The sequence below is a fragment of the Nocardioides sp. genome, from assembly GCF_035481145.1.
Classification (GTDB): domain Bacteria; phylum Actinomycetota; class Actinomycetes; order Propionibacteriales; family Nocardioidaceae; genus Nocardioides.
Genome location: NZ_DATIHB010000007.1, coordinates 17,482 through 36,919 on the forward strand (window position 1 = coordinate 17,482; position 19,438 = coordinate 36,919).

At 70.5% G+C, this 19,438-nt stretch carries 20 protein-coding genes and 1 riboswitch; of the genes, 10 read left to right on the forward strand and 10 right to left on the reverse strand.

Annotated features, from left to right (window positions below; all coding sequences use genetic code 11):
* Positions 1-130: 130 nt before the first annotated feature.
* From VLF38_RS00680 to VLF38_RS00695, 4 genes are all read right to left on the reverse strand, one after another.
* Positions 131-517 (reverse strand): hypothetical protein, encoded by a 387-nt coding sequence (locus tag VLF38_RS00680; RefSeq protein ID WP_325269368.1) that lies wholly within the window; start codon positions 515-517, stop codon positions 131-133.
* A 98-nt stretch (positions 518-615) separates the two neighbouring features.
* Complete coding sequence (locus VLF38_RS00685; RefSeq protein ID WP_325269394.1) at positions 616-1,287, reverse strand: uracil-DNA glycosylase; 672 nt, start codon at positions 1,285-1,287, stop codon at positions 616-618.
* A gap of 17 nt (positions 1,288-1,304) precedes the next feature.
* Entirely contained in the window at positions 1,305-1,868 is a 564-nt protein-coding gene (locus VLF38_RS00690) for a hypothetical protein (protein ID WP_325269369.1), read from the reverse strand.
* Positions 1,865-3,013 (reverse strand): alpha/beta fold hydrolase, encoded by a 1,149-nt coding sequence (locus tag VLF38_RS00695; protein ID WP_325269370.1) that lies wholly within the window; start codon positions 3,011-3,013, stop codon positions 1,865-1,867. Before VLF38_RS00695 ends, VLF38_RS00690 begins: the two co-directional genes overlap by 4 nt.
* Before the next feature lie 48 nt (positions 3,014-3,061).
* On the opposite strand from VLF38_RS00695, the gene VLF38_RS00700 reads away from it, so the two are divergent.
* Positions 3,062-4,615, forward strand: a complete 1,554-nt coding sequence (locus tag VLF38_RS00700; RefSeq protein ID WP_325269371.1) for an FMN-binding glutamate synthase family protein — start codon at positions 3,062-3,064, stop codon at positions 4,613-4,615.
* 15 nt (positions 4,616-4,630) lie between these two features.
* Here VLF38_RS00700 and VLF38_RS00705 read toward each other — a convergent pair whose 3' ends face one another.
* From VLF38_RS00705 to VLF38_RS00715, 3 genes are read right to left on the reverse strand one after another with little or no spacing between them, the layout of a single operon-like run.
* Positions 4,631-6,079, reverse strand: coding sequence for a trehalose-6-phosphate synthase (locus VLF38_RS00705; RefSeq protein ID WP_325269372.1), 1,449 nt, complete (start codon positions 6,077-6,079; stop codon positions 4,631-4,633).
* 51 nt (positions 6,080-6,130) lie between these two features.
* Positions 6,131-7,126: an adenylate/guanylate cyclase domain-containing protein gene (locus tag VLF38_RS00710; RefSeq protein ID WP_325269373.1), complete on the reverse strand. Its 996-nt coding sequence runs from the start codon at positions 7,124-7,126 to the stop codon at positions 6,131-6,133.
* A gap of 3 nt (positions 7,127-7,129) precedes the next feature.
* Positions 7,130-7,534 carry a cyclic nucleotide-binding domain-containing protein gene (locus tag VLF38_RS00715; protein WP_325269374.1) on the reverse strand — a complete coding sequence of 135 codons (405 nt, stop codon included), beginning with the start codon at positions 7,532-7,534 and terminating at the stop codon, positions 7,130-7,132.
* A 229-nt stretch (positions 7,535-7,763) separates the two neighbouring features.
* On the opposite strand from VLF38_RS00715, the gene VLF38_RS00720 reads away from it, so the two are divergent.
* The 5 genes from VLF38_RS00720 (at position 7,764) to VLF38_RS00740 (ending at position 11,252) form a co-directional block, all read left to right on the forward strand.
* Positions 7,764-8,060, forward strand: coding sequence for a DUF3263 domain-containing protein (locus VLF38_RS00720; RefSeq protein ID WP_325269375.1), 297 nt, complete (start codon positions 7,764-7,766; stop codon positions 8,058-8,060).
* Between the two features lie 2 nt (positions 8,061-8,062).
* Positions 8,063-8,575, forward strand: coding sequence for a LytR C-terminal domain-containing protein (locus tag VLF38_RS00725; protein ID WP_325269376.1), 513 nt, complete (start codon positions 8,063-8,065; stop codon positions 8,573-8,575).
* 44 nt (positions 8,576-8,619) lie between these two features.
* Positions 8,620-9,459 carry a trehalose-phosphatase gene (locus tag VLF38_RS00730; RefSeq protein WP_325269377.1) on the forward strand — a complete coding sequence of 280 codons (840 nt, stop codon included), beginning with the start codon at positions 8,620-8,622 and terminating at the stop codon, positions 9,457-9,459.
* 43 nt (positions 9,460-9,502) lie between these two features.
* Positions 9,503-9,643, forward strand: a riboswitch (SAM riboswitch).
* Positions 9,644-9,654: 11 nt separating this feature from the next.
* Positions 9,655-10,920, forward strand: a complete 1,266-nt coding sequence (gene thrC, locus VLF38_RS00735; protein WP_325269378.1) for a threonine synthase — start codon at positions 9,655-9,657, stop codon at positions 10,918-10,920.
* Positions 10,921-10,973: 53 nt separating this feature from the next.
* Positions 10,974-11,252, forward strand: coding sequence for a MoaD/ThiS family protein (locus VLF38_RS00740; RefSeq protein ID WP_107698723.1), 279 nt, complete (start codon positions 10,974-10,976; stop codon positions 11,250-11,252).
* A gap of 135 nt (positions 11,253-11,387) precedes the next feature.
* On the opposite strand, the gene VLF38_RS00745 is transcribed toward VLF38_RS00740, so the two are convergent.
* Both VLF38_RS00745 and VLF38_RS00750 read right to left on the reverse strand, forming a co-directional pair.
* A complete protein-coding gene (locus VLF38_RS00745) occupies positions 11,388-11,942 on the reverse strand; it encodes a GDYXXLXY domain-containing protein (RefSeq protein WP_325269379.1) in 555 nt (184 codons plus the stop codon).
* A complete protein-coding gene (locus tag VLF38_RS00750; RefSeq protein WP_325269380.1) occupies positions 11,939-13,147 on the reverse strand; it encodes a DUF2157 domain-containing protein in 1,209 nt (402 codons plus the stop codon). Before VLF38_RS00750 ends, VLF38_RS00745 begins: the two co-directional genes overlap by 4 nt.
* Positions 13,148-13,253: 106 nt before the next feature.
* Between VLF38_RS00750 and VLF38_RS00755 the strand changes: the two genes are divergently transcribed.
* The 4 genes from VLF38_RS00755 to VLF38_RS00770 all read left to right on the forward strand — a co-directional run bounded on the left by VLF38_RS00755 (position 13,254) and on the right by VLF38_RS00770 (position 16,956).
* Positions 13,254-14,672 (forward strand): cytochrome ubiquinol oxidase subunit I, encoded by a 1,419-nt coding sequence (locus VLF38_RS00755; RefSeq protein WP_325269381.1) that lies wholly within the window; start codon positions 13,254-13,256, stop codon positions 14,670-14,672.
* The gene (locus VLF38_RS00760) at positions 14,672-15,673 is read left to right on the forward strand and encodes a cytochrome d ubiquinol oxidase subunit II (protein WP_325269382.1); all 1,002 of its coding nucleotides are present in this window, start codon (positions 14,672-14,674) and stop codon (positions 15,671-15,673) included. Before VLF38_RS00755 ends, VLF38_RS00760 begins: the two co-directional genes overlap by 1 nt.
* Positions 15,674-15,746: 73 nt before the next feature.
* Entirely contained in the window at positions 15,747-16,061 is a 315-nt protein-coding gene (locus VLF38_RS00765; protein WP_325269383.1) for a hypothetical protein, read from the forward strand.
* Positions 16,062-16,125: 64 nt separating this feature from the next.
* Positions 16,126-16,956 carry an SGNH/GDSL hydrolase family protein gene (locus VLF38_RS00770; protein ID WP_325269384.1) on the forward strand — a complete coding sequence of 277 codons (831 nt, stop codon included), beginning with the start codon at positions 16,126-16,128 and terminating at the stop codon, positions 16,954-16,956.
* Here the strand turns inward: VLF38_RS00770 and VLF38_RS00775 are convergent.
* Complete coding sequence (locus VLF38_RS00775) at positions 16,953-19,178, reverse strand: calcium-binding protein (protein WP_325269385.1); 2,226 nt, start codon at positions 19,176-19,178, stop codon at positions 16,953-16,955. The two genes, VLF38_RS00770 and VLF38_RS00775, sit on opposite strands and share 4 nt — an antisense overlap.
* Positions 19,179-19,438: the final 260 nt, after the last annotated feature.

Sequence of the window (19,438 nt, forward strand, 5' to 3'; positions counted from 1 at the left end):
AATGGTTGATACTTCACCTTTATTCCAGTGTCCTGAACGACAGCGCGGACCCTGCTGCGGGGGAAGGCAGCGGGGTCCGCGCCGCGAAGGCCGGGACACGCATGGGGTCGCGTCCCGGGGTCTGCGGGGGTCAGGCGGTGGCGCCGAAACGACCCGACACGGTGCCGAACGGTGTGGCGAGGCGGTAGGTGCCGGTCGCGACGCCGGTCTCCCACCCTGTGCCGGTGAAGGTGCCGCCGAAGTCGCCGAACCAGGTGTCCACCACGATCGAGCCGCTCGCGACGGTGCCGTCCCACGTGCCGTCGAACGTCGCCGTCGCAGTCCCGAGAGGCGTACGACCGACGCACTCGCCAGCAAGAGTTCCGGCGGTCTCGTCGAGGTCGTAGGAGCAGGTCAGGCTTGCCCGGCTGGTGCCTGCCGCGTACGTCGCGGCGTCGGCCGCAGGGGCGCTGGCGAGCAGGCCGCCGGCGGCCATGCTGACGGTGGCTGCTGTCGTGGTCAGGGCGTGCTTGAGCATCATCCGATCCTCCGGGGATTCGTGGACTGACACCGCTCCCGACGGCGTCGAGCCGCAAAGTACGCCGGGTCGTCGGGTGCCCGATATCCCCCGATCGGTCAGTTGTCGACGGTCCAGTCCACGGGTGCTGCACCCTGCTGCTCGAGCAGGGCGTTGGTGGTGCTGAACGGCTTCGAGCCGAAGAAGCCGCGGTACGCCGACAGGGGCGACGGGTGCGCCGACTCGATGGCCGGCACGTCCCCGAGCCAGGGGCGCAGGCGCCGGGCGTCGTTGCCCCAGAGGATCGCCACCAGGGGCCCGCCGCGGTGGGCGAGGACCCGGATCGCGTGCTCGGTGACCGCCTCCCAGCCCTTCCCCTTGTGGCTGTTGGAGCGCCCGGGCTCCACGGTCAGCACCCGGTTGAGCAGCATGACGCCACGGTCCGCCCAGGCCGACAGGTCACCGTGCGGCGCGGGCGCGAGTCCGAGGTCCGTCTGGAGCTCGGCGTAGATGTTGGCCAGGCTCGGCGGCAGTGGCCGCACCTCTCGCGGCACCGAGAAGGAGAGTCCGACGGGGTGGTCGGGGTTCGGGTAGGGGTCCTGCCCGACGATGAGCACGCGGACCTCGGCGAGTGGCCGCTGGAACGCCCGGAGCACCCGGTCGCCGGCGGGTTGGTAGCGCCGCCCGGCCGCCAGCTCTGCGCGCAGGAAGGCGCCCATCGCCGCGATCTGCGGCTCCACGGGTGCCAGCGCGTCAGCCCAGTCGCGCGCGACCAGGCCCTTCTCCACCAGTGCGTCGAGCGTGCCCACTAGGCGGGCAGCCGCGTCGTCTGGAGCGTCGTGCGCGTGGCGACGGCGTACGCCGCGAGCCAGGCCGCGGCAGCCATCACGACCCCCCGCAGCACGAGCACGACGTCGGGCGTCCAGGACGGCCCGGAGCCTGCGAGGTCGAGGACCACCGCCAGTCCGAGGAGCAGGACGGCGACCAGGGCGAAGCGGGAGATGCGCGAACCGGCCGCCGAGCGCCAGGCCTCCGGGGTGGCAGCCGCGAGACCAGCCGCGGCCCCGCGGAGCACCAGCCCGGTCGCGACCACTCCGAGGACGGCGAACGACGGATGGTCCACGCCGCCGATCAGCAGCGCACTCGTCGCACCGCCGAGGACTGAGCCGGTCTGCGCGAGCCGGAAGCCGTCGCGGGCTTCGGCTCCGCCCCCGGTCAGCCCCTCGTCGGCTGCCTTCGCCAGGATCGTCGCGCCGGCCAGCACCAGCAGCCATCCGCCGAGCGCGGCGGCGGGGACACCGGCGTACAGGGTGAAGGCGGAGCCGAGCACCACGCCGACGGCGAGGAGCAGCGGCGCGGTGCGGGGGTTCACTTCAGTGCCCGCGAGTTGGCAGACGAGTGCCGGCGCCGGGGGTTGGCACCAATGCCCATGCGGGAGGTGCCTGCCGAGGCCCACTGGTCGACCCATGCGTCGATGAGCGGCCAGGTCTTCGTGCGTGCGCCGCGTCCGGTGAGCATGCCGAGGTGGCCGCCCGGGACGGCCTCCCAGCGCACGGCGGGAGCGCCCTTGAGCATCGCGACGATCGGCCGCACGGCGCCCAGCGGTGCGATGCCGTCGGTCTCGCCGCCGATGACGAGCACGGGCACCTTCACCTCGCGTACGTCGATCGTGCGGTCGCCGAGGTCGAGGCGCCCCGTGCGGAGCTCGTTGTTGCGCACCACGCGGTGGTAGAGCTGTCCGAACGTGCGGCCGGGGTAGGCGATCATCGCGCGACCGAAGGCGTCGACCGCCTCGAGCTGCGCGAGGAAGTCGGCGTCGTCGAGCTTCTGCGCAGTGACCAGCGGCTTCGTGACCAACTTGTCGACGGCAGAGAGCTGGAAGCCCCAGCGGACCAGCGCCTTCGGTGCTCCACCGGCGAGCTGGTAGCCCTTGGTGATCACCCGCAGGGCCTCGGGCATGTTGGCGTTGAGCAGTGGTCGCAGGGGCGCGATGAGCGGGACCTTGCTGATGTCCCACGGTGAGCCGAGGGTGGTCAGCGACGCGACCGGCAGCTCGGGGTGTGCAGCGAGCGTCAGCACCGAGAAGATGCCGCCCAGGCTCCATGCGACCAGGTGCACCGGGCGACGGCCGGTGTCGCGGTGCACGGCGTCGATCGCCGCGGGCAGCACCTCGTCGACCCAGTGCTCGAATCCGAGCGCACGGTCCTTGAACTTCACCTCGCCGTACTCCACGACGTACGTCGGACGGCCACGCGAGACGAGGTGCTCGACGAGGGAGCAGCCGCGGCGCAGGTCGTAGCAGCTCGAGGGTGCGGCCAGCGGCATCACCAGCAGCACGGGGTCGCCGAACGGGTCGACGCCCTCGGCCGCGTCGTACCGGAAGACGTAGCGGAGCGGGCCCTCGTCGATCAGGGTGCGGGGCATCGGGCGGAGGTCGGCCAGGCCGCCCTTGAGGACCTTCTGTGCCACGTTGCTCGCCGCCGAGGCGACCTGATCGGGCTTGGGGATCAGATCCATGCGCGGAAGACTATCGACATTGCGCGGGTGTGACGCTAGACACGGTGCATGATCTGGAAAGCATTGCTTGCGGCCGGTGCCGCGGGTGTCGGCGCGATCGCCGCCAAGGACCTGAACCAGAAGTCGCACGCGCTCCAGCGCAACTTCCCGGTGCTCGCCCATGCGCGCTACTGGATCGAGTCGATCGGCCCCGAGCTGAGGCAGTACATCATCAGCGGCGACGACGAGGAGCGGCCCTTCAGTCGCGACCAGCGCCGCTGGGTCTACTCGTCGGCCAAGCTGCAGAACAACTACTTCGGGTTCGGCACCGGCAACGACGTCGAGAACACCCTCGGCTACACCAGCATCAAGCACCGCACGTTCTCCGACGTCGCCCCGTCGACGGCGATCCACGCCGGCGAGGAGGTCATGGTGCCGTCCGCGAAGGTGCTCGGCGGTCCTCGTGACCGCAAGCACGCCTTCCGGCCGGCCTCGATCGTCAACATCTCGGCGATGAGCTTCGGCTCGCTCTCCGGAGCCGCGGTCGAAGCGCTCAACAAGGGCGCCAAGATCGCCGGCGTCCTGCACAACACCGGCGAGGGCGCGCTCTCGCCGCACCACCGGCACGGCGGCGACATCACGTTCCAGATCGGTACGTCGTACTTCGGCTGCCGCGACGAGCAGGGCCGCTTCGACATCGAGCGCCTCAAGGAGGTCGTCCAGACGGCCCCCGTGAAGTCGATCGAGATCAAGCTCTCGCAGGGCGCGAAGCCCGGCCTCGGCGGCATGCTGCCGGCGGCGAAGATCAGCGAGGAGATTGCGGCGATCCGCGGGATCCCGATGGGCAAGGACTGCTCCAGCCCGTCGCGGCACTCGGCGTTCTCCGACGTCGACTCGATGCTCGACTTCGTGGAGCTGATCGCCCAGGAGACCGGCCTGCCGGTGGGCATCAAGTCCGCCGTCGGCCACATGGACTTCTGGCACGAGCTGCTCGACAAGACCGGACCCGACCGCAACGTCGACTTCATCACCATCGACGGCGGCGAGGGTGGCACCGGCGCCGCACCGCTCGTCTTCACCGACTCGGTCTCGCTGCCGTACCGGCTCGGCTTCACCGACGTCTACAAGCTGTACGCCGAGGCCGGCCGCACCGACGACGTGACGTTCATCGGCTCGGCGAAGCTCGGTATCCCCGAGAACGCCATCGTCGCCTTCGCGCTCGGTGCGGACATGGTCAACACCGCGCGCGGCGCCATGCTGGCGCTCGGCTGCATCCAGGCGCAGAAGTGCCACACCGACCACTGTCCCACCGGGGTCGCCACCCAGAATCCCTGGCTCGCGCACGGCCTCGACCCCACCGACAAGTCGGTGCGCGTCGCCAACTACCTCAAGACGATGCGTCGCGACCTGCTCAAGGTCGGCGAGGCGTGCGGTGTCGCGCACCCGGGACTGCTCTCCGTGCACGACATCGACCTCGTCGACGGCACCCACGCCAAGCGGACCCTGCACGAGGTCTACGGCTACAAGTCCGGCTGGGGCCTGCCGTCGGAGGCGATCTGCCGCGAGATCACCGAGATCATGCGCCCGCGGTCGCCGGAGGACCAGAAGCCGCCGGGGAAGTAGGCGCTGGCTGCTGACTCAGCCAGCAGGCCGCCGGACGCGGCGCCGGCCCGGGGGCCGCACCGCATCGAGCTCGTCGAGGAAGCCGGTCGCCCAGCGGTCGACGTCGTGCTCCCTGACGGTCTTGCGCATCGCCTTCATCCGGCGCGTGACCTCCTTCGGCTCGGCGTTGGCGGCTTCGACGATCGCGGCCTTCATGCCGTTGATGTCATACGGGTTGACCAGCCAGGCCTGGCTGAGCTCGTGCGCCGCACCGGCGAACTCCGACAGCACGAGGGCGCCGTCGTTGTCGTAGCGGCAGGCGACGTACTCCTTGCAGACGAGGTTCATGCCGTCGCGGTAGGGCGTGACCACCATGATGTCGGCGGCCCGGTAGAGCGCCGCCATCTCCTCGCGCGGGTACGAGGAGTGCAGGTAGGAGATGGCCGGGTGCCCGATCCGGCCCAGGTTGCCGTTGACGCGACCGACGAGCATGTCGATCTCGTCGCGCATCTTGCGGTACTCGTCGACGCGCTCGCGCGACGGCGTCGCGACCTGCACGAAGACGGTGTCCTCCACGTCGAACGTGCCGTCGGCGACCAGCTCGGCGTAGGCGCGCAGGCGGGGATAGATGCCCTTGGTGTAGTCGAGGCGGTCGACGCCGAGGAGGACCCGCTTCGGGTGGCCGAGCGCTCCGCGGATCGCTTCGGCGCGCCGGGTCACCTCGGGGGAGCGGGCGAGCTCCTCGAAGTCGGCGGCATCGATCGAGATCGGGTAGGCCGCGGCGCGGACCTGGCGGCCGTCGGGCAGCGTCACGAGGTCGCGGTGGGTCTTGTGGCCGACGCGCTGGCGCACGAGGCGGACGAAGTTCTGCGCACCCCCGGGGAGGTGGAAGCCGACGATGTCGGCTCCGAGCAGCCCCTCGAGGACCGCACGGCGCCACGGCAGCTGGGAGAAGAGCTCGGCCGGCGGGAAGGGAATGTGGAGGAAGAACCCGATGCGCAGGTCGGGGCGGAGCTCACGCAGCAGCTGCGGCACCAGCTGCAGCTGGTAGTCGTGGACCCACACCATCGCGCCCCGCGCGGCGACCGCGGCTGCGCGCTCCGCGAAGCGCTGGTTGACCCGCTTGTACGCCTCCCACCACTCACGCTTGAAGAGCGGCTTGGCGACGACGTCGTGGTAGAGCGGCCAGAGCGTGCCGTTGGAGAAGCCCTCGTAGAACTCCTCGACCTCCTGCGCGCTCAGCGGCACCGGGACCAGCTGCATGCCGTCCTCGACGAAGGGCTCGAGGTCCTCCTCGCCCTCCTCCTGGGCACCGCCGGGCCAGCCGATCCAGGCGCCGTCGTGGACGCGCATCACGGGCTCGAGTGCGGAGACGAGGCCACCGGGAGAACGCCGCCAGCGCGGCGTGCCGTCAGGGTCGATGACCCGGTCGACAGGCAGTCGGTTGGCGACGATGACCAGGTCGGCACTTCCGTTGGCGGTCACGACACGAACCTAGCGGACGGCCGGAACCCGGCGGCCCGGCGGCGACGGGTCTCAGTCGCGGAGCACCCAGGCCTCGAGGTGGTGGTAGCCGCGCACCGACGTCGGCGGGACCCGGCGTACGACGACGTCCTCGGCGAGCCGGGCGCGCAGGGTGTCGTTGACGAGCACCGTCGCGGGTCGTGCGAGCGAGGTCAGCCGGGCCGCGATGTTGACGGTCTCGCCGAAGACGTCCCCGAGCCGGGCGAGCACGGGGCCGTGCGCCAGCCCGGCCCGCACCTGCGGGAAGGCCGCGTCGCGCTCGTGGCGCGCGGTGAGCTCACGACCGATGGCGATCGCGTCAGCGGGCTCGTCGGCGATGAAGAGGATCTCGTCGCCGATCGTCTTCACCACCCGCCCGCGGTGCGCGGTGACGACCTGGCTGGCGGTGTGCTCGAAGTGCTCGATGAGCGCACCCAGCTCGGTCTGGCTGAGCTTCCGGCTGGTGCTGGTGAAGCCGACGATGTCGACGAACCCCACGCAGAGCTCGGCACCCTCGGCGGGTGCCCCGAGGAGCTCGCGGGCCGTGGCGCGGGCGAGGTGCCGACGCCAGGCGTAGTCGTGGAGCCGCCGCACGACCGGGATCAGGGCGCGGGTCGCTTCCGCGGCCTGCTCGGGAGGGAGGGTCGCGATCTCGGGGGAGAGGCCGGCCTCCCAGTCGGCGAGGCGCGAGAAGGTCCGCCCGAGGGTGCGGATCACCGCGATGTCGTCGTTGCTGGACACCACGCCCGAGTCGAGCAGGAACTGGATCTCGCGCAGCGCGGCGAGGTCGTCATCGGTGAAGTGGCGTTCGTCGTCGCGCGTGCCGGGGAACCCGAGCGCCCGCCAGAGCTCTGAGAGGCGTTCGATGGGTACGCCGGTCTTCTCGGCAACCTCGAGGCGGGTGTAGCGCGGGCCGTCGCCGAGGAGCACGGCCTCGACCGCGTCGTACGTCGCGGCGAGGTCGTGTGCTGCAGAAACGGACGAGGCCGGGGGCTGATCGCCCCCGGCCTCGTCGAAGTCAGTGCTCAAGAGTCAGGAGTCTCCAAGACGCTCAGCGGTGGTGGTCTCCAGGGCAGCCTTGAAGGTAGCCGACCGCTGCATCAGGTCGGCCACGGCCTCGCTGGTGAAGTGGAGGACTTCGAGGTCGGTCACGGAGACGACGGAGGCGCTCCGGAGGCGGTGGCCCACGATCGCCGACTCGCCGACGGTGTCGCCCGGGCCGAGGCGAGCGATCTCGTCACGACCCTTCCGGACCGAGACCTCGCCGGACAGGATGATGTAGGCCTTGTCCGCCGGGGTCTTCTCCCAGATCAGGCCCCAGTGGGCCGGGATGTGCACGGCGGTGCCGGCGTCAGCCAGCATCGCGAGCTCATCGTCGGAAAGGTTGGAGAAACGGTCGAGTGCGCGCAGTGCGGCAACCGTGTTCTTGTCGGTCACGGGCAGGGTCCTCTCGCGGAATGTGACGTACCTCCCACGGTGATCTTCCCTGTCCGCGGGGGTCCTGTCCAGCGAATGCGTCCCATTGGTCACATCGGTTCACACGTGTTTCGGGCTACCTCCGGGCACGCCGCAGAAGCGAATGACACGCCTGTGATTACGTGTCAGGATGGGCCGTGCCCGGTCAATCGGGTAGAAGCACGTTCCAAGCGCGAAGGGGTCGAGACGCATGGACGCCGCCGAGTCGGTCAACCACGAAGAAGGCGCCGAGGGCGCGACACTCACCGAGCGTGATCGCGCGATCCTCGAGTTCGAGCGCCAGTGGTGGAAGTTCGCGGGAGCCAAGGAGCAGGCTGTCCGCGAGAAGTTCGACATGTCGTCGACGCGGTACTACCAGGTCCTCAACGCGCTCATCGACAAGCCGGAGGCCCTCGAGGCCGACCCGCTGCTGGTCCGCCGCCTCCGTCGCCTCCGCGCTGCCCGCCAGCGCCAGCGCTCCGCCCGCCGCCTCGGTTTCGAGCTCTGAGCATGGCTCGCCCCCGTTCCGGCAGGACCCGCGACGAGCAGGGCGCCGCGGCCCCGTCGTTCGTCGTCGTCCTCAGCGTCGTGGCCGTCGCGATGGCCGGCATCGCCCTGATCGCCAAGCACGACTCCGGCACCGGCCTGGAGCCGGTCGCCGCGCCCGACACGACCGCCTCGGCCTCGGCGACGCCGACGGCTTCGGTCTCCCCGACCGCGTCGGTCGCCCCGAAGCCGGTCCAGCGCAACGAGGTCAACGTCGAGGTCTACAACACCTCGAGCATCAAGAAGCTCGCCGCGCGCACCGCGGCCGACGCCGCGACCCTCGGCTGGCAGGTCCTCGGCACCGACAACTGGCCGGGCAGCGTCCCTGCCCCGACCGTCTACTACGGCCCGCGCCTCGAGGAGGCGGCGAAGCTGCTCGGCAAGGACCTCGGCATCCGCCGGATCCGTCCCTCAGTCGCTCCGATGAAGCCCGACCGGATCACGGTCATTCTCGACCGGACGTACGTCGACGGGTGACGGCTGCCACGGATGCGTGACGCGTCCCGTGGTTGAGTAGGTCCATGCGCTTCACCTCGCCGGACGCCATGCAGCGGTACACCGCCCTGGCCCGGGTGGCGGCGCAGACCGTCATCGGTCTCGACTTCGACGGCACCCTCGCCCCCATCGTCGAAAACCCCGAGAAGGCACGGATCCACCCACGTGGTCCCGGCGTCCTGCTCACGATCGCGGCGCAGGTCCGGGGGGTTGTCGTCGTGACCGGCCGCCCGGCGCGCCAGGTCGTCGCGCTCGGCTCACTCGACGAGCTCGGCACCGCGTTCTCCGACCAGGACCGCGAGCTGCAGGTGTACGGCCAGTACGGCAACGAGCGCTGGAGCTCGCGCGACCGCCGGGTCATCGGCCCCCGTCCGCCGCACGGCCTCGCATCGTTCCTCGGCGAGCTGCCGCGCATCCTGCGGCGGTGCGACGCGAGCGATGCCTACATCGAGGACAAGGGACTGGCTGTCGCGGTGCACACCCGCCGCCTGCCGAACGCCGATACGGCGTTCCAGCTGCTCCTGCCCGAGCTCGCCGTCGCGGCCCAGCGCCACGGCATGAAGGTGGAGCCGGGTCGCCACGTCATCGAAGTCCGCGCTCCCGGTGCCGACAAGGGTGACGTGGTCCGCAAGCTCGCCCGCGACCTGGGGGCCGGCGGCTTCTGCTTCGTCGGTGACGACCTCGGCGACCTCGATGCGTTCCACGCCGTGGCAGAGCTACGAGACGAGGGGCTGCCGACGCTGCTGGTCTGCTCGGCCTCCGACGAGGAGAGCGCGCTCGTGCCACTGAGTGACGTCGTCGTCTCCGGGCCCGATGGCGTCCTGACGTTCCTGAGGAAGCTGGCGGCCGATGCAGCCGCATCCTGAAACGGATTGGCGTGCGGCTTCGGCGTACCCGTAGTCTTGTGCCTGCTCATCGAGAGGGACTGAGGGAACGGCCCGAAGAAGTCCCGGCAACCGCCACGTACCCCCTGCAACGCCTAGGCGAAGCAGTCGTGGAAACGGTGCTAATTCCGGCCCGCGACGAGAGACGGCGTGGGGAAGATGAGAGGGAGGTTCCTCATGAGCGTTGTAGAGACTGCCGGCAAGGTCCTGCGCGAGGGCGCGTTCGGACACGCGACCAACCTGTCGTGTCGCGAGTGCGGCCACAAGATCGAGCTCGGCCCGTTCTATGCGTGTCCGGAGTGCTTCGGTCCGATGGAGATCACCTACGACTTCCCCGCGATCACGCGCGAGGAGATCGAGGCCGGCCCGGCCAACATCTGGCGCTACAAGGCGCTCCTGCCGGTCCCGTCGGACATCGAGCAGAGCCCCAACATGGAGCCCGGTTTCACCCGCCTGCTCAAGGCCCGCAACCTCGGCCGTGAGCTCGGCATCGACAACCTGTGGGTGAAGGACGACTCGACCAACCCCACCAACTCCTTCAAGGACCGCGTCGTTGCCTGTGCGCTCAGCGCCGCGACGGAGCTCCAGGCGAAGGTCTTCGCGTGCCCCTCGACCGGCAACCTCGCGAACGCCGTCGCTGCCGCCGGTGCGCGCGCGGGCATCAAGACCGTGGTCTTCATCCCGGCGAACCTGGAGAAGCCGAAGCAGGTCAACTCCGCGATCTACACCGACTCGCTCGTCGCCGTGAACGGCAACTACGACGACGTCAACAAGCTCGCCTCGGAGATCGCCGGTGAGGAGGACGGCTGGGCGTTCGTCAACGTCAACGTCCGGCCCTACTACGCCGAGGGCTCCAAGACCCTGGGCTACGAGATCGCCGAGCAGCTGGGCTGGCGCCTGCCCGACCAGGTCGTCATCCCGGTCGCCTCCGGCTCCCAGCTGACCAAGGTCCACAAGTCGTTCCAGGAGCTGATCAAGCTCGGCCTGGTCGAGGAGAAGCCCTACAAGATCTACGGTGCGCAGGCCACGGGCTGCTCTCCCGTCTCGGTCGCCTACAAGGCAGGCGTCGACGCGATCCGCCCGGTGAAGCCGGACACCATCGCCAAGTCGCTCGCCATCGGCAACCCGGCCGACGGCATCTATGTACTCGACATCTGCCGCGAGACCGGCGGTGCCATCGAGGACATCAGCGACGACGAGGTCCGCGCCGCGATCGTCCTGCTGGCCCGCACCGAGGGCATCTTCACGGAGACCGCCGGCGGCACCACGGTCGGTGTGCTGAAGAAGCTCGTCGAGACCGGTCAGCTCGACACGTCCCTGGAGACCGTGGTCATCAACACCGGCCACGGCCTCAAGACCCTCGACGCCATCGCCGACCAGGTGGGCGCTGCGGCGACCATCGACCCGTCCTACGACGCCTTCAAGGCCTCGGGCATCATCTGACAACCCGCGCTGGTCGAGCACGTCTGCGACCGCCTTCTCCAGGAGCAGCACACATGAGCGTTTCCGTCCGCATCCCCACCATCCTGCGCACCTACACCGGCGGAGCCTCCGAGGTCACCGCCCAGGGCGCGACGCTGGCCGAGGTCCTCGACGACCTCGAGGCCAACCACACCGGGATCAAGGCGCGGATCCTCGACGACAACGGCGACCTGCGCCGCTTCGTCAACGTCTACGTCGGCAACGAGGACGTGCGCTTCCTGGAGAACCTCGCGACGGCCACCCCGGACAACACCCAGATCTCGGTCATCCCGGCTGTCGCCGGCGGCTGCTGACCCCGTCCGTACGCCGACGCGGCGCGAACCTGCACGACGAGAGCGTCGAGGCGGCGTGAATTCACGCCGCCTCGACGCTCTTTGCATGCAGGCGCGCGCCGCTTGGGCGGGGCTCCCGTGCAGGGTCCGCGCCGGTCAGCGCTTGACGAGGGCTACGACGGCGGCGTGGCCCCGGCCGTCGACCTTGATGCGCGCGACGTAGCCCGAGTCGCGGTCGTCCTGGATCGGGTTGCCGTTCTCGTCGGATCCCTCCGGTGCGAGGCCGCTCTGGTCGATGTCGCGCTGCACCCGGGCGGCCTCGTCCTGCGGCAGGAAGAGCGACTCGATGCCGCACCGCAGCCGCCAGTCGCCGTCGTCGCAGGCCAGGTAGGTGCCACGGTCGGGCCGGGTCCGGCTGAACCGCTCGGCCACCATCACCCCGTCGTCCTCCTCGAGCACGACGTAGAGCTCGCCCTCGTCCCCCTCCTCGAACCCCTTGCGCTCCAGCTCGGTGGGCTGAAGGTCGGGGTAGGCGAGCGCCACGTACGCGCCCCGGAACGGGTCGATCGGGTCGACCGGGCCGACTCGGAGCAGGAGCTCCTCGCCCGTCAGACGGGCCGAGAGCTGGCCGTAGACGGCCACGGGCACGAGCAGCAGCTGGGCGATCGTGGCGACGACGACCCACGTCGTACGGCGGGGGAGGGTCTTCATCGGTCCGTTCCTTCCTGGGAGGTGCCGTCGAGTGCGGTGGCCATCTCGCGGCGCCCGCGGTCGGCGACCCACCCGGTGGCGGCGAAGACGACGCCGAGGGCGACGAAGAGCCAGGCGCCGGTGATGATCTCGGCGAAGACCGCGAACGCCTGCACGGTCGTGAAGACGGCCAGCGCGAGCACGGCGAGCCAGGTCAGGTGCGGTTCGTCGCGGAGCACACCGACCGCGGCGACGGCCGCAGCGGCGCCGACGAAGACGAGCACCGCGACGACTGCCCGGCTGACGTCGCCACCGTCCACGCCGTCGGAGGCACTGCTCGACCAGGCGCCGATTGCCATCGCGGGCAGCAGGATCAAGGTGCCCGCCGTGGCCTCGAGCAGGTCGAGCCCACGAGCCTTCACCGCGGCGAGTGCCGTGAGGGCGACGCCCACGGCGACGGCGGTCCATCCCAGCCAGCCGGCGTCCGTCATCTCGTACTCCCACGGCAGCGCGGCGATGAAGAGGGCGACGAGGGCGCCGAGCGCGCCGGTGATCCGCCACGTCGCAGCGAAGCCCGTGGGCTGACCGTTGTGCAGCCGGGCAAGTGCGAAGCCCGCTGCCCCGAGCGAGCCGAAGGCAAGGAGTACGCCGAACGGGCTCTCCGTGCGCTCACCGAGCGACCAGAGCAGCCACGTCGATCCGAGCAGGATGCCGACGACGAGCGGCGCGAGTCCGCGGACGGCGTAGGCGTAGAGCAGCGCGCCCAGGCCCCAGATGCCGATGAGCGTGGCGTCGAACGCCGGCACCTGGAGGCTCTGCGCCGCCTGCATGACCACGGCGCCGTAGAGCAGTGCTGCGAGTCCGCGTACGCCGCCGACGATCGGTGAGCGGCGGGTCCGGACCTGACGGGCGAGCAGCTCGGCTGCGGCGACGGCAGTCAGCCAGAGCAGCGTCACGGTGATGAACCGTCCCAGCGGCGGGAACCGGTCGAGGTTGGCTGCCACCAGCCAGATGACGCCGACGCCGACGAAGCCGGCGCCGAGCCAGAGGCCGAGGGCGGCGAGGGACCAGCGGCGTTCGGCGCGGTAGCCCGAGACGATCGCGGCGGCCTGCTCGTCCGTCACCACGCCAGTGGAGGCCCAGCGGCCGGCCTCGCGGGTGAGCCAGGCGAGCTGGCCGGGGGAGGCCGGGCGGGGTGTCGCCGCGGCCGGAGCGGAGGTGTCCATGCCGCCACTGTCCACCCGCGCAGCCCTTGTCCGCATGCGTTCGGGTACTCACGCCGTGGCTGTTGTCACAGTGTCCCCGGCGGGCGCGCCCCGTAGCCTCAGCATCGTGGCCACACACCTCCTGGCAGACCTCCTCCCCGCAGCGCTGGCCGGTGCCGACGCCGTCCCGTCGGGGTTGCTCCCCGCCCGCAACCAGATGGCGATCTCGCTGGGCTGGCACATCGCCATCGCCTGCTTCGGGGTCGCTTTCCCCTCGATCATCTTCGTGATGCACTGGCTGGGGCTGCGTGGCAACGCGACCGCCCTCGAGCTGGCGAAGCGGTGGTCCAAGGTCTCCGCCGTGCTCTTCGCGATCGGCGCCGTCTCGGGCACCGTGCTCAGCTTCGAGATGGGGCTGCTCTGGCCCGGCCTGATGGGCCGCTTCGGCGACGTCCTCGGCCTGCCCTTCGCCTTCGAGGGCCTGGCCTTCTTCGTCGAGGCGATCTTCATGGGCATCTACCTCTACGGCTGGGGCCGACTACCTGCCCGCGTGCACCTCTTCACCCTGGTGCCGATGGCCGTCGCGGGTGTGGTCGGCACGTTCTGCGTCCTGGCGGTCAACGCCTGGATGAACAACCCGACCGGCTTCCGCATCAACGCGGCTGGTGAAGTCGTCGACATCGAGCCGTGGAAGGCCATGTTCAACGACGGCGTCTTCCTGATGTTCGCCCACATGTGGGTCGCCGCGTTCGTCGTCGTCGGCTTCAGCGTCGCCGGTGTGTACGCCGTGGGCATGCTGCGCGGCCGCCGCGACGAGCACCACCGCCTCGGCTTCATCGTGCCGTTCGTCTTTGCGACCGTCTTCGCCCTGGCGCAGCCGATGGTCGGTCACGTGTTGGGGCTGAGGCTGGCGGAGGCGCAGCCGGCGAAGCTCGCCGCGTTCGAGTTGGCGACCGAGACCGAGGAGGCGCCCGCGCCTCTCAAGATCGGCGGCTGGCTCGGCTCTGACGGAGAGGTGCACGGCGCGATCGAGATTCCCAAGCTGGGCTCGCTGATCGCGCGCAACTCCTTCGACAAGGACGTGCCTGGTCTCGACTCCGTGCCGGAGGACGAGCGACCGCCGGTCAACCTCACACGCTGGTCCTTCCAGATCATGGTCGGCATCGGCTCGCTGCTGGCCGCAGCCGTCGCCTTCTTCTGGCTGATGCGGTGGCGTCGCCGTGACCTGCTCGGCAACCGCTGGTTCCTCCGCTTCGCCGCCGCCGCCGGTCCCCTCGCGGTCATCGCCATGGAGACCGGGTGGATCGCCACCGAGGTCGGCCGCCAGCCCTGGATCGTCTACGGGATCATGCGCACCGAAGAGGCTGCCACCGACAACCCGTGGCTGTGGTGGTCGCTGGGGGGTGTCACCCTCCTCTACGCCTTGCTGACCGTCGGCGCGGTCGTGGTCATCCGCGGCATGACCCGCCGCTGGCGCGAAGGAGAGAAGGACCTCCCCTCGCCGTACGGTCCTGCGCATCTCGACGACGCGGCCGAGGTGCACTGATGGGCATCGAGACGGTCGTCGCTGCTGCGCTCTTCGTCGGTGTCCTCGCGTATGCCGTCTTCGGCGGCGCCGACTTCGGCTCCGGGTTCTTCGACCTCACCGCCGGCAGCGCCAAGGGCGGTGCCCGGCTGCGCACGCTGGTCGACCACAGCATCGGACCCGTGTGGGAGGCCAACCACGTCTGGCTGATCTTCGTCCTCGTCACGTGGTGGACGGCGTTCCCGACGGCGTTCGCGGCGGCCATGACGACCCTGTGGCTGCCACTCATGCTCGGCCTGCTGGGCATCGTGCTGCGCGGAGCGAGCTTCGCCTTCCGCAAGTACGCCGCGACGCTGGGGCAGGCGCGCCTCTTCGGCGTGGTCTTCGGCGTCTCGTCGCTGGTGGCCCCGTTCTTCCTGGGCGCGGCCGCGGGTGCGATCGCCTCGGGGCGCGTGCCCGCCGAGGGCGGCGGGGACCTGGTCACCTCGTGGCTCAACCCGACGGGAGTCGTCGGTGGTCTGGTCGCGGGCGGCACCTGTGCCTTCCTCGCCGGCTCGTTCCTCGTGGCTGACGCGGCCCGGTCCGGCCAGCACGACCTGGCCGACGTGCTGCGGATCCGCACGCTCGGTGTCGGCGTGGTGACCGGACTGGTCGTCTTCGCAGGCCTCGTCCCGCTCATGCACGACGCGCCGACCCTCTTCAAGGGCCTCATCGGCCGGGCACTGCCGTTGGTGATCCTCTCCGCCATCGCCGGCGTCGCCACGCTGGTACTGATCGCCCGCCGACGCTACGGCGTTGCCCGGTTCACGGCCGTGACGGCGGTGGCGACCGTGGTGCTCGGTTGGGGCGTGGCGCAGTACCCCTGGATCCTCGTCGACGAGTTGACGTTCGCCGACGCCGCGGGGGCACCGGCGACGCTGACGGCCCTGACGGTCGCCGTCGCGATCGCGGGCGTCATCGTGCTCCCCGCCCTGGGCTACCTGCTCTACCTGACCCAGACGGAGCGCTGGACGAAGCACTGACCTCGTCTGCTCTGTCCACAGGGTGCGGGGGCGCCGCTGGCGGCGTACGGTGGCACGAACGCAAGGTGGGGCCATGACGATGAGCCCCGCGGAGATCACACGCAAGGTGCGGCAGTTGGACAACGACGTGGACGCGATCTACAGCATGCTCGCCGACGTGCAGGGCACGCTGAAGCGCCACGGCAACCGGCTGGACCGGATCGACACCCGTCTCGAGGGCGTGGAGGCGAAGCTCGACGCCCACGATGCCAGGTTCGACGCCCATGACGCCCGGTTCGACGCGCTCGACGCCCGGTTCGATGCGGCCGATGCCCGGTTCGACGGGCTCGACGCCAAGGTCGACGCGATCGAGGTCAAGCTGGACCAGGTGCTCGAGCGCCTCGCCTGAGGCTTCTGCCTGCGTCCACGACGTGTTGGACGCCGGTTCACGCGGCTGTGGTTCAACTGCACGCATGAGGCGCGAGGGCTGGATCGGGGCTGGTGTGGTCGTCGGCGCAGTGGGTGCTGCTGTCGGTGGACTGACGTACGGCGGGCGTGAGTTGCTCCACCGTCAGGCAGCGGTGGCGCGTGGCGTCATCGGCAAGCCGCTGGGAGAGCAGGCGCCCCAGGCTGACAAGGTCTACAAGAAGCGACTCGGCGACCGGCTCGACCTGCTCATGCTGGGCGACTCGCTCGCGGCGGGGCTGGGTGCCGACCTGCCGTCGGAGACGCTCGGCGCGCGCCTGGCCAAGGGGGCCGCCAAGCGGATCCACCGGTCGATCCGGCTCACCACGGCTGCCCGTGTGGGCGATCACGCGAGCGATCTCGCCGGACAGATCGAGAGCTTGCCGCGGGGGTACCGGCCCGACGTCGCGGTGATCATCGTCGGCGGCAACGACGTCACGCACCGTCACCCCGTGCCGTCGAGCGTCGCGCACCTCCAGGACGCGATCCGCACGCTCCAGGCGCGGGGAGCCGCGGTCGTGGTCGGCACCTGCCCGGACCTGGGGATGCTCCGCGCTGTCCCGCAGCCCCTGCGCACTCTGGGCTCGCTCGCCTCCCGTCAGCTCGCGACCGCGCAACGGGAGGCCGCCCTGGCCCTCGGTGCCCGCGTGGTGGACCTGCGCCAGGTGGCGGGACCGTTCTTCGTGACCAACCCCGACGAGATGTTCAGCATCGACCGTTTCCATCCGTCGTCGCTCGGCTACCGGCGTACGGCGAAGGCGATGCTTGCCTCCGTCGTCGCGGCGCTCGGGGGAGAGGTCGACGTGCCGCACGGGCATCACGTGCCGCTCATCCGCTAGAAGCGCTGCTCCACCGAGGTGGTCGTGTCGATGGAGTCGCGGTGGGCCCTGTCGGTGCCGCTGCCGCCGCTGAGGGCGTCGGCGAGGCTGTCGACGGTCTGGAACGTGTCGTTGCCGTCGAGCCCGTTGAGCTTGTCCTTGCCCGACCCTCCCGTCAGCAGGTCGTTCCCGGCGCCGCCGGTGAGGAGGTTGACCGCGCTGTTGCCGGTGAGCACGTCCGCGCCCCGGCCTCCGGTCAGGTTCTCGACGTCCGTGCCGATGCGGTCGCCTTCGCCCGAGGCGCCGTCGTCGTACGAGCCGTTGATCGAGAGCCTCACCGCCGAGCTCCGCGAGGAGTACGACGCGGTGTCGGTGCCGCTGCCGCCCGCGATCAGGTCCGAGCCGTTGGCCGACGAACCCTCGGTGAAGGTGTCGTTGCCGGCGTAGCCGAAGAGGTCGTCGTCGCCAGCCCCGCCGTCGAGCGTGTCGTTGCCGGCGGGGCCGGTGCGCTCGTCACCACGGAGCACGTCGTCCCCGTCGCGGCCATAGAGCTTGTCCGCTCCCACCTGGCCGAGCAGGATGTCGGCACCGGAGCCGCCGTCGAGCACGTCCGCGCCCACGTCCCCGACGAGGCGGTCGGAGCCGCCCCGGCCGAGGAGCCGGTCGTCGCCGGCGAAGCCGTCGAGCGTGTCGGCCGCGGTCGAGCCCGCCAGGGTGTCGTTGCCGGTGCCGCCGGTCAGCGTGGTGATGCCGAAGTCGAGGAGGTCGCCCTCGCCGGGCTGGCCGTCGTTGGCGTCGCCGTCGATCGTGAGCGAGACGGCTGCGGAGCGCGCGGCGTAACTCGCGGTCACGCCGGTCACGCCCTCCTGCACGAGCACCGTGTCGGCGCCGTCGCTCGCGGCGCTGGCGAGGAAGGTGCCGGCGCCGCCGAAGGTGATCGTGTCGTTGCCGGGCCCGGGCTTCATCGTGCACGCACAATCGGCGACGAGGTCGTCGTTGCCGAGGCCGCCGAGGACGACCTCCCAGCCGGTGCCGTCGATGTTGCCGCCGAAACCGTCGGTGCCCTGGGTGAAGAGCTGGGCACCGCCGGGACCGAACTGGCCGGCGAGGAAGCCGCTGAAGCCGGAGGCATCGATCGTGTCCGTGCCGGCACCGGCACCCCAGCCGATCGGGTCGCGGTAGTGCTGGCCGAGGATCAGCCGGTCGTCACCGGCGCCGGTGTCGACCGTGGTGAAGCCGTCCGCCGTGACCTGGTCGTCGCCCTGGAAGGTCTGGATGGCATGGGCGCCCAGCAGGTTGTCCTCGCCGAGGACGCCGTCGTTCTGGGCACCGTCGAGGCTCGCCTCGACCGTCTGGCCGTCGCTGTAGAAGACGATCTTGTCGAAGCTGGCCGTCGCGTCGCCGATCAGGTCGGGGACGTAGTCGTAGAAGACGTTGAGGACATCGCCGTAGCCGTCCTCCGCATCCGGGGAGTCACCGTCGAGCGTGTCCGAGCCCTCGGCGTCGTGGACGACGTCGCTGCCGTCCCCGCCGTACAGCTCGTCGTCGCCCGTGTTGCCGTCGATGACGTCCGTCTGGCCGCCGCCGTGAATCACGTCGTCGCCGTTGCCGCCGCTGATGGTGTCGTGGCTGTTGGAGCCGGTGAGCGCGTCGTTGCCGTCGTTTCCCAGGATCGAGATCGCGGCGGTCTGGGAGGGGAGGCCGGAGAGGTCGATGGTGTCGGTGCTGCTGCCGCCCCTGGCCGAGCGGAAGCCGCCCCACTGGCCGTCGAAGGCGACGTTGGCGCCGAGGTCGCCGTCGGTGGAGAACTCGTACGGCGTGCCGTCGCCCACGAAGTCGACGGCCACCGGCACCGTGGAGGAGGATCCGTCGAGCCTGACCGTGTCGTACTGTCCGGCCGGCAGGTTGAGCAGCAGCCCGCTCCAGTCGGAGCTGAGGTCCACGACCCAGTCATCGGCGAACGCGGAGCCAGCGTTGACGTTGATGACGTCTATGCCGCTGAGCGGCACGCTGCATTGGACCCCGCCGGAGGCGGCGGCTCCGTCGTGCATGGTCAGTAGGCCACTCTCGATCGACCAGCGCTGGTCGTAGAAGTAGTCATCGGCCTCCACCGTCAACGTGGTGCCGCTCGCGCTGCAGCTGACGGGCGCGGCGTGGGCGGGAGCCGCGAGCAACACCGGCACGAGCCCGAGGGCTCCGGTGGTCAGCACGCCGATGAGGCGGAGAGGGCGTCGGGTGGTCATGGGTGCCTCCGGCGGTGCTGGACGGGTGACTTCCAGTCGCCGAGTCGACCAACAGCAGCCTAGGCGCCTCCGCGTGTGCGTGTCAGCGCTGTGCAGACGCTTTGCACTCGTTGGGGTCGAGTGCTAAACATGAGGCTGGCACTCTCATCTGGAGAGTGACAACCGGACCCGGCGCCAGCTGAGGTCTTCGTGGTCGGCGGGAAGGGTCTGTCGGCAGCGAGGATCGTCCGTCGCGGGCAGCCCGCCACGGTCCCCACACA